Annotated in this window: 10 protein-coding genes; 2 read left to right on the forward strand and 8 right to left on the reverse strand. The window is 35.5% G+C overall.

The features are described 5' to 3' along the window. Positions 1 to 94: 94 nt before the first annotated feature. From M2373_RS01370 to M2373_RS01390, 5 genes are all read right to left on the reverse strand, one after another. Entirely contained in the window at positions 95 to 2,242 is a 2,148-nt protein-coding gene (locus tag M2373_RS01370; RefSeq protein WP_259106650.1) for a hypothetical protein, read from the reverse strand. A gap of 180 nt (positions 2,243 to 2,422) precedes the next feature. Then, positions 2,423 to 2,671: a bacteriocin-like protein gene (locus M2373_RS01375; RefSeq protein ID WP_259106653.1), complete on the reverse strand. Its 249-nt coding sequence runs from the start codon at positions 2,669 to 2,671 to the stop codon at positions 2,423 to 2,425. A 45-nt stretch (positions 2,672 to 2,716) separates the two neighbouring features. After that, on the reverse strand, positions 2,717 to 2,935 hold the full coding sequence (locus tag M2373_RS01380) for a bacteriocin-like protein (protein ID WP_259106655.1): 219 nt from the start codon (positions 2,933 to 2,935) through the stop codon (positions 2,717 to 2,719). Between the two features lie 238 nt (positions 2,936 to 3,173). Next, positions 3,174 to 3,416, reverse strand: a complete 243-nt coding sequence (locus tag M2373_RS01385) for a bacteriocin-like protein (protein WP_259106657.1) — start codon at positions 3,414 to 3,416, stop codon at positions 3,174 to 3,176. Positions 3,417 to 3,455: 39 nt separating this feature from the next. Then, positions 3,456 to 3,689 (reverse strand): bacteriocin-like protein, encoded by a 234-nt coding sequence (locus M2373_RS01390; protein WP_259106659.1) that lies wholly within the window; start codon positions 3,687 to 3,689, stop codon positions 3,456 to 3,458. Positions 3,690 to 4,214: 525 nt separating this feature from the next. Here M2373_RS01390 and map point away from each other — a divergent pair. After that, the gene (map, locus tag M2373_RS01395; RefSeq protein WP_259106661.1) at positions 4,215 to 4,979 is read left to right on the forward strand and encodes a type I methionyl aminopeptidase; all 765 of its coding nucleotides are present in this window, start codon (positions 4,215 to 4,217) and stop codon (positions 4,977 to 4,979) included. A gap of 326 nt (positions 4,980 to 5,305) precedes the next feature. Then, a complete protein-coding gene (locus M2373_RS01400; protein WP_259106663.1) occupies positions 5,306 to 8,173 on the forward strand; it encodes an AsmA-like C-terminal region-containing protein in 2,868 nt (955 codons plus the stop codon). Between the two features lie 258 nt (positions 8,174 to 8,431). Here M2373_RS01400 and M2373_RS01405 read toward each other — a convergent pair whose 3' ends face one another. From M2373_RS01405 to M2373_RS01415, 3 genes are all read right to left on the reverse strand, one after another. Then, a complete protein-coding gene (locus tag M2373_RS01405; RefSeq protein ID WP_259106665.1) occupies positions 8,432 to 10,852 on the reverse strand; it encodes a TonB dependent receptor in 2,421 nt (806 codons plus the stop codon). Between the two features lie 272 nt (positions 10,853 to 11,124). Continuing rightward, positions 11,125 to 12,411 (reverse strand): HAMP domain-containing sensor histidine kinase, encoded by a 1,287-nt coding sequence (locus M2373_RS01410; protein ID WP_259106667.1) that lies wholly within the window; start codon positions 12,409 to 12,411, stop codon positions 11,125 to 11,127. 38 nt (positions 12,412 to 12,449) lie between these two features. After that, complete coding sequence (locus M2373_RS01415; RefSeq protein WP_259106669.1) at positions 12,450 to 13,130, reverse strand: response regulator transcription factor; 681 nt, start codon at positions 13,128 to 13,130, stop codon at positions 12,450 to 12,452. Between the last annotated feature and the right edge of the window lie 13 nt (positions 13,131 to 13,143).

A 13,143-nucleotide genomic window follows, 5' to 3' on the forward strand; every position in this document is an offset into this window, starting at 1 on the left:
AAATTGAGCTTAGCCTGTAGTGAGCTTGTCGAACTATCGAAATCTTAGATATTTTTTGAACTAAATTTAAACATGCACTTAATATTATTAAAGTTTATTCAGGTTCTGCGATTCCTAAGAAAATTACAACACCATCACCACCCGGATTGTCTAAAACGTCTACCAAAGCTGAAGGTTTCCAGTTATTCATACACCAAAGATTGCCGGCACCATCAATGTTGGTTGAAGTTAAACGCATGATAGGCTGGTAACAGTGCATTTGTACGGGTTCATGTCTTGACTGCTGTAATTTTGGTTTGGTCTGCGTTCCGTAAAGTGGAAATCCATTCGCTAAAGTTACTTCAGCACCACCTGTCGGAACAGTAAGAAGCATTGCTGATTCAGGCTTTGATGGTTCACGGAGCATGGTTACCCCGAAAGGTCCCTGCATGTCCAGAGTCGGATTGTCTTTAAAATCAGTTTCATGTCCAAAATTCGCCAGAAAAACAGTTTGTTTTTTATCAATTTTCACTCCCCACGGTGCATAGGTGTTAACATCATAATATCCTTTTAAGGTAGAAAGGTCATGACTCAATATTGTGGCGCGGCCACTGCTCACACCTACGACAACGATGTCACCTTCTCCGTTTATGGTTATCTGACGCAGTGATTCGTAGCCTTCTTTACCATTGGCACTGCCGGAAAAGTCACTGAACCAGCTGTTTTTTACGATTAACCGATTTTCTTCAATCGCCACTTTGTATACAGCAGAAAAAGCACAGTTTTCAATATTATCTTTATCATAATTGCCGATGCATGAAATATACGCGTTACCTTTATTATCAGGGGCAACATCAAATATTTTAAGATAGGGTGTTTTCGTGATCACGGGCTCAGAATCCGGAGATTTTTTAACAGGAAATTCGTTACAGATCAGGGTAAGCTCAGGAACAGGCCCTTTTCCATAATCTCCATCTTTCGGTTTTAGATAAACGACAACTGCGCTGGGCTCACTCTCAAAAGGATAAACTCCTGGTTTTGAAGGTGCAAACGGATCCTGACAGCCAACAGAAGCCATCCATAAATTACCCTCCTGATCATACTGCATTCCCTGAACACGGGAAAGTCCCAAAGTAAAGCCGTTGGAAGAGCTTATCGGCCTGCCGTCTTTATAGTAAAATCGGGAAATGCTTCCTTCTTGAGGATTGTTGAATTCAGGTCCCCATCCAAAGTTTCCAAAAGAAATATATTTCCTGTCCGGGCTTACGGCAGCTCCAAATGCTACTCCCAATAATCCGCCACCCTGTACAGGAGAAAAATCTGCCGGACTTGCATCGTATTTATATACAGGACAATGTGTACCCGAATCTGCGGAACCGGCCCGGAAGTTATTGGCTACCCAGGCATTATCATCGGCATCGAATACCACATAAGCAGCACCGCTCGGAATAAAGTTTCTGGCTCCTGAGGAATTACTTTTTAAGGTAAGAGTCCAGTTGTTCGGTGCTTTTTTATCTTCGTCTACATTTTTCATCGATACCAGTGAATCATTATAGATTTCCTCCATGCCTACAAGCATTTGGTAGATATTGCCTGCATTGGTAAACGGATCATATAATAGATTACGGACAGCCTGAAGAAAATTTGTATTCGGTGTATCAGACGGATGCCAGGCATAGTCCAGAAACTGATCGTAAAAAGGCTTGCCGGTATTCGCTACAGGATTGGTAAGACAATAATAATACAGATTGCATAATGAATTAAACATCGGATAGCTGTTGGTTTCAAAACCATTGGGAGATGTGCTGATCATAGTTCCGATACCGCCTTCAGTTTTATACAGATTTTGCTTCATCCCATAGGCGATTTTCATATTGCGTTCGGTTCCTTTTATATGTACATTGCCATCATTTTCTACCACAGTCATTCTTGCAAAAGTATACAGGGAAGCGATTGACGATTCCGGAGTGACTTTTACAGTATCTTTTGAGTCAGGAAGATAAAATGTCGCCAGCAAGGTCAGAGGATTTCCCTGAACTTTATAGACTATATTATCAATACTGTATTCATTAATCCAAACAGTAACTGAGTAATATTCTGATTCTTTTTCCTTAACAGAAGCATTAAAGGAATTTCCCTGAAAAGGAGTCTGGGTATTTACGGGACCAATATAGTTTTCCACGATTCCGAAAACCTGAAAATGACCCGAAGTGATCTTCATCTGATTGACTTCGACGTTAAAATGAACTGTTTTTGCTGACATAGATTACATGTTTGAAGGGTTATCAGTTATGTATATTAATAATCAAATATCGCGATAAAGGATTGATTTTTAATACGTAGAAATACGGTATCGTTTAGTTTCTGAATTAATTGATACAAAGAATAAACATAAAAAAAACCGCTCAAAAAGAGCGGTATAGTTATATTTTACTGTTATATATTAACAAGTAGGACCACATTTAACGATTTTGATTTCTATCACATCCTTAAGCAGGCAGTTTACTTCACATAGCCCGCCTTCCAATGTTTTAAGAGTTCCAACTACGGTCCCTTGAAGAACTCCGCCTACTCCATCAAGAAGATTTCCTACCAAAGTTCCAAGACCGGTTAAAAGACCATCTATTCCATCTCCGGAAATTGTTTTTAGTTGGTTTCTATCCAGTTTTTTTAAGTTTTCTAAGTTTTTCATGATATTATTTATTTAGAGTTAATACTTCAATAGTTTTCTGTATACTTATTTGCAAACGTAAGACTGACAACTATCGAAAAGTGTAACGTGTACAATGTTACCAAGTGTACACTGCAAGTCGCAAAGTGCTGTATTTACTGCGGAACCAACTCCTCCAAGCGCACCACCGACAACATTACCAATTCCACCTAGAAGACCGTCTAGTAAACCGTTGCCCTCAATGTTTCTCATTTCGTTTCTGCTTAATTTTTTTAAGTTTTTCATGATAAAAATTTTATATGATTAATACATCACTAAGATATGAATAATTGAAATTGTGTTAAAATTTTTTTGAATAAATAATTAAATATTTTTATGATTTCATATTTCATTAATATATAATAGATATGATACAGATACGATTCCCTAACTTATCTATAAATTTTTAATGAAATTTAATTATTACCCCATAGAAAAGGCCGTCTCCTGTGAGACAGCCCTATTATTTTATAGATCTGTTATCTTAACAAGTAGTTGCACTGCAGTTAAGTGGTTTGATCACAACAACACCATTAATAAGACACTGTACCTGGCAAATAGTATTATCTACTGTACCAACAGCATTGTCTATGATGCCGTCTGCTGTTTTAATGATCCCGATTATTACTCCTCCACTTCCTACAATTCCACCTAGCAAACCGCCTAATAAACCATTACCATCAATCGTTTTTAACTCGTTTCTGTTTAGTTTTTTTAAGTTTTTCATGAATAGAAATTTATTTGATTAATAATTCATTTCCTGCTTTTAGCAAGCAGCGTTATCGCACTTAAGGATTTTGATATCAACAACACCGTTTACAGTACAGTTGATTTTACACATTAAACCTTCAGCTGTCTGGAATGTACCTACGATGATACCACCAACTGTAGCACCAATTCCACCAATTAATACGCCTAGTCCTGCTCCTAGGTCTCCTAATAATCCATTACCTTCGATAGATTTTAGCTCGTTTCTGTTTAGTTTTTTTAAGTTTTTCATGAATAAAATTTTATATGATTAATACTTCACTAAGATATGAATAATAAATATATGGCGATATTATTTTCAAAAAAATAACTAAACATTTTTATAATTTAATATTTGATTAATATAACTGGAATTTTTTGAATATTCCATTCCCTAGTTTATCTTATTGATTTTCTTTATGTTAAATAAGTATATTTCTACTAAATTGATATTTTGCATTATTAACTTTTTTTTACTCATTTTTTGGTAATATTAATAATTAATGACGGTTTTAGTAGTGTTTTGATAATAAATCATGTCTTTTTTTATGCTGATTTTGATCAAAAAAAGTTAAAATTCACTTTCTGTGGAATAAAAATAAGAAAAATTTTAACATCTTTTAAATCTTAAGCAGAATAAATACCCGTTTTTTGATTGTAAAAATTCATCATAAATTTTCTCAGATTTTATAAAATAAAAAGATCGTAAAAAAGAAAAATATTAATTCTTAAATTTGCATTAAAGAATATTTTTAACATCAAACCTAAACACAATAAAATGTCAATAACTAATGAACCTGAGTTAATCGGAATGCAGAAAGTAAGCGAAGCAGTAGCCTACACGTTGAAAGAAATGATGAACTACGCTAAGCCAGGCATGACGACAAAACAGGTTGATGAGTATGGTGCTAAGATACTATCTGATTTTGGAGCGAAATCAGCTCCCTATCTGACATATGGTTTTCCGGGTTGGACCTGTATAAGTGTAGATAAGGAGTTTTGCCACGGAATTCCTACTGATCAGCGTATACTGAATGAAGGAGATCTTATCAACATCGATGTTTCAGCAGAGCTCAATGGATATTGGGCTGATAACGGAGGTTCTTTTGTGATTGGAAAAGATATTTATGGGCATCAGAAGTTGGTGAACGCTTCTAAGGATATTCTGCAAAAAACAATTAATCAGATTAAGGGCGGTGTCAGAATAGCAGATATCGGCTCGCTTATGGAAACCGAAGCAAAAAAAAGAGGCTTCAGGGTAATTAAAAACCTGGGCGGTCACGGTGTTGGCCGAAGTTTACATGAAGAGCCGGACGAGTTGCTTAATTACAGAAACCGTTTTGATTCGCGAAGATTTAAAAAGAATTCTGTTGTCGCCATTGAAACCTTTATCGCAACAGATTCTACACTGGCTATAGAACTTAATGATGGCTGGACAATGGTAGGTAATAAAGGCGGTTATATGGCTCAGCACGAGCACACAATCCTAATCACTGACGGAAAACCTGTCATTTTAACACAGATGAACGAAATTTTGAACTGATAAATACACATAAAAAAGAGTAATCATATAAAGGTTACTCTTTTTTATTTTGATCATCTCTATAAACCCTTTTGTATAGAGCAAAATTGCTTTTTTTTGTATTTGAGGACGTATTTCTTAAGTTCTCTTTCTTTCTTAAGTTTTTCTTCATAAAAAAGTTTAAAAAGATGTAATATTAGAGTCTGATTTTATTCCGTATTTTGCGGACCTTCAATAAAAAATGGCTTGATTTTAGATTATCACTACATATTACCCTTATTTGTATAAAAGACATTCTTAAAATCAAAATTATCATAACATTTATGGAAAAGTTTAAAAAAATAATTTTGAAAATTCTAAAATGGATCGGAATTTCGTTGGCATCAATTCTTTTTTTGATGTTTATCATCCCCATTTTATTTCCGGGAACAATATCCAGGCAGGTGAAAATATTTGCGAATCAACATCTTGCAGGAAAACTGGATTATAAAAAGACACAGTTAACGTTTTTCCGACATTTTCCATCACTTACGGTTTCTGTAGATGATCTTTTGCTGCAGGGCTCCAAGCCTTTTCAGAATGATACCCTTTTAATGGCCAAAGAAGTGGCGGTAGGGATTAATCTTAAAAATCTGATCTTCAACAGAGAAGTAAAAATTGATGAAATATATGTTACTGACGCTTATGCCAATGTTTTTGTGAACTCCAAAGGTGAGGCAAATTATAATGTATATGTTTCCGAGCCTTCCAAAAAACCTCAGGATACCACAGAATCCGGAGCTTCGATCAAGCTGGATCTTATTAAGTTCAAAAACTGGCATATTAAATACAATGATCACGCTGCAAGAGTTCTTGTGGATGCAAAAGGTTTGAATTACACTGGAAAAGGTGGATTAAGCGAAGATATTTTCGATCTGGAGACGAATCTTGATATTGATAAATTAGATTTCAGTCTAAACAGAATTTATTATGCTAAAGAAAAAAAGCTTCATGCAGATTTAATTACCAGAATAAATACCAATGCGTTAACCTTTGTACTCAGAAAGAATGAGTTGAGAATTAATGACCTGCCTTTGAAATTTAACGGAGCATTGAGTATCTTAAAAGACGGATATAATATGGATATCAAAGCGGCTTCAGAAAAAACGACGATCCGCGAAATGATTTCAGTGTTACCACCACAATATCTTGACTGGGCAAAAGACACCAAAATTGAAGGCAACAGTGACCTGTATTTCCATATCAAAGGAAGATTCAGTGAGCCTAAGAATATTAAACCGAGAGTTAAAGCAAGACTTTTAGTTAAAAACGGATTTGTATCCAACGGAAAAGCTCCGGTTCCCATGAGCAATCTTAATATGGATTTTAATGTCGATTTACCTTCATTAGACCCTAATCAGCTTGCGGTAAATTTAAAGAAATTAAGTTTTGATCTCGGACCCAAAAATAATTTCAGGGCTTATGTAAAAACTCAGGGCGTTAATGAAATGCAGGTGAATGCCAATATAAAAGGTGCGGTAGATCTGCAGATGCTGGATCAGGCATTAGGATTGAAAGATATTGATATACGAGGTTTAATCGATACCAATATCATAGCAAACGGGATTTTCAGCCTGGACAAAAAACTGTTTCCAAAAACCGATGGTTACCTTAATCTTAAAAATGGTTTTGTAAAGACTAATTATTATCCCAACCCTATTCAGAATATTAATATGGTTGCTCATATCAATAATACGGATGGAACTTTCCGAAGCCTTGGTGTGAAGATGGATCCTTTCAGTTTTGATTTTGAAGGGAACCCAGTTTTTGTGAATGCTGACTTACAGGATTTTGAAGATCTGCTGTATAAAGTGAAAGCAAAAGGAGTCCTTAATGTAGGAAGAATTTACAAGGTTTTCGCTAAAAAAGGACTGGATATAAGTGGATTAATTATGGCTGATCTATCCCTGAACGGAAGACAGAGTTATGCTACAAAAGGACAGTACAGCAAATTGGATAACCGTGGAACATTAATTCTTAAAAATATTAAAGCGACAACGGAGTATCTGCCTAAATCATTTTATATCAAAGAAGGAAACTTCCAGTTTGAGAATGAAAAAATGTGGTTCAGAAAGTTCTTTGCCACTTATGGAAAGTCTGATTTTGCGTTGAACGGTTATTTACTCAATACCATTAATTATTTCATTGAAAGAAAAGGAACGCTTCACGGAAAATTTGCCTTGAATTCAAACTATATCCTGATTGATGAATTTATGGCTTTGAAAAGTGGCGACAACACCAATAAGTCTATAGAAGTGGAATATGCGAAAGTTGAAAATCCTAAAAGCAGCGGTGTTGTGATTGTTCCTAAAAATCTGGATGTTTCACTGGAAGCCAATGCAAAAAAGGTAGAGTTCAAAGGTTTAGGATTGAATCACCTGAAAGGGACTGCTTCTGTGAGTACAGGACAGGTTTATCTTAAAAATACTTCTTTTGATATTATCGGAAGCCGTATGAATATAGATGCCCGCTATCAGAATGAATCTCCATTAACTGCCAACTACGATATAGCCCTTAAAGTTCAGGATTTTGATGTTCAAAGAGCATATAAAGAAATTGATATGGTGCGTGAAATGGCTACTGCAGCAAAAGACGTAAAAGGAATTGTATCACTCGATTATAAGTTAAAAGGAGATTTTGATAAGAATATGAGCCCTATTTACCCTTCACTGGAAGGTGGTGGTATCGTTAATCTTCGGGATGTGGAAGTTAAAAATCTTAAAATGCTTTCCGCAGTAGGCGATAATATTGGCGCCAAAGCTTTTGATAATCCTGATATGAAAGGGGTAAATATTGAAACACATATTAAGAATAATCTTATTCATGTAGATAAATTTACGTTTAAAGTTTCAGTATTAAGACCTACGATCAGCGGAACAACAAGTTTCAATGGCTTGTTGGATCTTCAGGTAAGAGTTGGGCTCCCTCCTGCCGGGTGGATTGGTTTTCCGGTTGTAGTAACAGGAACACATGATAAACCAAAAATCAAGGTTTTCAGTAAAACCGGTCAGGGAATTATAGAAGCCCTGTATAATAAAAAGTCTAATAAAGTCATTCGCGAAGAAAAGCGTGCTGCTAAAAAATCCCGTGCAGAACAGCGCAAGCAGAGAGATGCGCAGGAGCAGAAAGCTAAAAATGCAGAAAAACAGATCAATAAAGATCTTAAGAAAAAATAATGATTACGGCCTCCGATGGAGGCCGTAATCATTTTATAGATCCTTCTAAAAAGTTTTACGCCGATCGTATTTCCATATACCAATACGGCGGGAGCAAACTGAGATAATTTTATAACCGGATGTGATCAGATCTAATTTTATCTCTGGTTGAAAAATTAAGCTGCTTAAGATCTTGTATGGTCTGGCTGGTACTCCATAACCGATTTGATGATCATGCAATACTCATGATCCATATTACTTTTGATTTCATGTCTGTTTTTAAAACTTATAACTGTACCCTATTCTTACTACCTGTGTTTCAAAATAATCATCGCTCGTATATCCGAAACCCGAACCCTGGATTTTTTTCCTGATTTTCATCGTGTTCAAAAGATCTGTGACATTCAGAAATACTTCTCCTTTGCCCTTTTGGATTGATTTTTTTAATCCTACATCCATTGAAAACCGCGAGCCTATTTTACCTTGTGGAATAATATCCGGAGCCAGATAGACTGCCGTAAGCTGCGCGTCTAAACCTTTGGAAAATTTAAAAGTATTATTAAACTTTAAGTTCCCGGAAATAGCAGTCTGCTGATCTGCAGAAAAAACAGTAGGTTGAGGATAGAGATTTTCTACCGAAAAGGCATTAATCTGATTTCTGTAAATATTTCCATTGATATTAAATGAATACACTTTAGAAATCTTCTGATTCCAGATAGCTTCTAAACCGGAATTATAGCTCTTTCCAGCATTTTGAAACACAGCGTAAATCAGTGTGCTTTCAGGAACAATACTGGAAATTCTTGTGATGGTTCCATTAGCAAAACGATGGTATAATGCGGAGTACAGATAACCGCTATTCCAGTTGTATTTATGCCCCAGCTCGATTGAATTGGTAAATTGAGGTCTTAATTGAGGATTACCCACTTTTATAATTTCTGCGTCATCATATTTTGGAAAAATACGGATATCTACTTCATTCGGACGGTCTACCCTTCTGTTATAGAAAATCGACAATTTATTGTGGGCATTTAATTTGTAGGCAAGTCGAAGATTTGGAAAGGGTTGTGTGTAATTATAGCTGTCACTTTTATAAGTAGGATGATTAGGATTCACATCATACTGAACTTTCACATATTCAAGTCTTACGCCCAGCTCAGCTTCCCATTTTTCATTTTCAAAAATGTAATTTCCGTAAATGGCAGGTATTAATTCTTTATATGTTGCCCAACCTCCTGCATTTACATCTAAAACAGAATTGAACCCCGGAATAAAATTCATATTGGTAGGAATATTTCTGCTTCTCAGCTTAATTCCGGTCTCAATCCGGCCGTATTTTAAAGGTTTGACATAATCGATATTCAGATCATAAACCTGTTCATCAGACAGCAATTTAAAAGCATCGGTGCCTGTTGAAGTTGGTAAATAATTGTCATAAAAATATTTCTCATCTTCTCTGTGGAAAGTATAATTAAATCCGATATTAAGGACATGTCCGGCTTCCTTGAATTTATGCTGATAAGAAGCTGTTGCCATAATGGTGGTCTTCAGTTCGTCTTCCAAAAACTGCCAGAGACGAAGGCTCTGTGAGAGATCTCCGTTGAAAAAAGGCTGATCTCCACGGTCGATGATTTTTTCACTCCCGTATAAACCTGAAACGGTTAAGGTATTCTGCGGGTCTATATTCCAGTCGATTCCGGCTTTTGTTGTAAAATAATTGGTATTCCGGTTTCTTTTTAACTGGGAATGAATGATGGTGCCGTCATCGTAAGTGCGGGTTACAAATTCATTTTTATTAAGGGTTTCTGTATATAGATTATCAGCCTGAAGAAAAACATTAACCTTATTTTTTCTGTAATTTAATGATACTGATGGGTTTATTTTCGGAGTCTGCGTGTACTGAGGTCTTATGGTCGGAAGGTTTTCTTTTCTTATCCAAAGTGAACCTAGCCCTGCCGTTAAACCCACTTTACCGTTCCAGCCGTTTTGTTTATTTTTTTTCATAATAATATTGATGATTCCGGCATTTCCGTTGGCATCATATTTTGATGAAGGATTGTTGATGATCTCAATTTTATCAATGGCTGAGGATGGGATATTATCCAGTCCTGTCTGGCTTCCAAAACCTGTAAGTGCGGTTTGTTTACCGTCAATTAAAACAGTGATTTTATCATTGCCCCTCAACAGTACTTTTCCGTCCTGAACTGTAACTCCGGGCAGATTTTGCATGCTTTGTAAAACAGAGCCTCCGCTTTGGCTGATGTTGTCGGCAAGAGCATACGTTTTTTTATCAAGATGATTGCTTATTTCATTTTTTTTAGACACTGTGACAACCACTTCATCTATCGTAGTTTCTTTCTCCTGTGACTTCTTAAGTTCAATAGACGGGATTTCAAGAAACTCAGAAAGACTTCCGATAAAAAGCGGTTGTGTTCCGGTATCATACCCTGTGGCGGAAGTTTCTATTATATAATGGTCAGGCTTTATATTGGTCAGGGAAAACCGACCTTCTTCATTCGAGATCGTTCCAGATACAAAAACACTGTCTTTTGAGCTTTTAAGGACAATATGCGTGTAGGGTAAAACTGTTTTATTCTGATCAGTCACTATTCCTGAAACGGTAACCGAAGAAACCTGTGCAAAAACCATTGATGAAACCATCATTATCAACGAAAACAATAAAAGCTTTATTCTGTTCATTCTATTTAATTTTAATACAATATTCTGAACAGATTTAGAAGAAAGTTTGAATTTAATAAGAAAGGAAGCCTGATATTGCAAGTAATAGAAGTCCGTTATGTATTTCGGTCTCCTTATGGAAAATTGATATTTTCCTTTCGAAAGGTATACAGCTTTGTGTGATTGAAAGTAGTCCTGACAAACTGGAAAAAAAAGGATTGTAAATATAGTTTTCCATCATGATTTCCGAGCATTTTCATTTACTATATCAGTCATCTACAGTATCAAATTGTTTAAAAATGAACAGAAAAAATATGTTGTTGGTCTTCAAATCTGTATTCTGCAGTCCACTTTTGAAATTTGCAGATTTCTTTGATTATTGCCAATCCTAAACCGCTTCCACTATTATCTGTTGACGCTCTTGAAAACCTTTTAAATAATAATTCGGCATTCAGTTTTTCATCTCCTGAATTAGTCACTTCAAAAATGTGATCCGTTAATTTCACCGTGATCATTCCGCCTGATGAGGTGTGCCGGATTGCGTTGACCAGTAAATTATTGATCAGAACCTCCGTTAAGCCAGTATTTCCTTTTACTGAAATGTCGGTAGATATTTTTTTGTCGACAGAAATATTTTTTTGTTCAAAATGTTCCTGGAGGATCTCCATACTTTGATCCAGCACGATATCTAGAGAGATGTTTTCTGAAATATCAAACTGACTGTTTTCAATTTTAGCCAGAAGAAGCAAATTTTTATTGATTCTTGAACTTCTTGTTAATGCCTTATTCATTTCTTCTGCAATCTGGTATTGCTTTTCTGTGAGATGCTGGTCTTGCAGCAGAATGTCCAGTTTGTTTTTCAGAATGGCAAGAGGAGTCTGAAGTTCGTGTGAAGCATTTTCGGTAAATTCTTTCTGTGTTTTGAATACCGAAATATTATGTTCTATCAGTTTTGTCAGAGATTGGTTAAGTTCTTCGAATTCTGTAATATCAGTGTTTTGAAACTCAATTTTGGTATGATGATTCAGATTGAATGTTTTTAACTGATCTAAAGTTTTTCTGAACGGCTTCCAGACCGAATTTGAAAGCTTTCTGTTTAAAAATAATAATCCTGCAACGATAAGGATGAAGAAAAAAACAGTAATTCCGGCAATAGCGATAATTGTTTCATGAGATTCTTCAATATTGGTTTCGACGGTAAAGAGAAAGGGTTTATTATTGATGTAGACTACTTTCTTTAAGCACCGATAACGTTCAATTTCAGGTTGAGATACAAAAGTTTTTTGTTTTTCAATGGTGAAAAACTGGTCTTTTTTTAATGTATTTACCGGTATTTTCTCAATATTTGTCCCGGGTTGAATATGATTCCACAGCTTAATACTTTTATCGAGCTCATCTTCAGAAAGATTAAGTCTTCCGAATTCGTAAGCCGTTTTATCAACAATGGTTTCGTTATGTTCGTCCAGTTCACTTTTCCAGATGGTGTCCACAACAAAGTAATATACAGGAATGCTTATAACCAGTACAATGAGTACGTAGATGATAAAAGGTTTCGTGGTTTTACTTAATAGTGGTTTCAAGATAGTGATGAATTATATATTATAAATGTATGATTTTCTTAAGAATTAGAAACCCATTTATACCCGGTTCCATAAACTGTTTTCAGATAATGATCGCATCCGGCATCATACAACTTCTTTTTCAGGTTTTTTACATGAGCATATACAAAATCGTGGTTATCGAGCATATCTGCAAAATCCCCGGAAAGATGCTCTGCTAGTGTACTTTTTGAGATCACTTTATTTTTATTTCCTATAAAATAAATCAGAAGATCAAATTCTTTTTTGGTAAGAACAATGGTTTTTTCATTGATGGTCACGGTTTTGGCAAGAAGATCAATCTGAAGCTCATTCTGTTTTACAATATTGGAATTGTTAAACTGTTTCCGACGGATAATAGAATAAATTCTGGCCATTAATTCCGAAAGATGAAAAGGCTTTGTAAGATAGTCATCGGCTCCAAGCTGAAGGCCGGTTATTTTATCATCTAACGCATTTTTAGCTGAAATAATAATCACTCCATCCTGTTTATTCTGATTTTTCAATTCTTCCAGAATGGTGAGCCCGTTTCTGTCGGGAAGCATAATATCCAATAAGATACAGTCATATTGGAAAGCATTTATTTTACTCATGGCTTCCTGGAATGTCGAGGCAAATTCGCACAGATAGTTTTCCCCCGAAAGATATTCGGAGATGCTTTTTGCCAATTCTGTTTCGTCTTCGATAATTAAAATTTTCATGATGCTAATGTAA

The organism is Chryseobacterium sp. JUb7, assembly GCF_024806495.1.
Classification (GTDB): domain Bacteria; phylum Bacteroidota; class Bacteroidia; order Flavobacteriales; family Weeksellaceae; genus Chryseobacterium.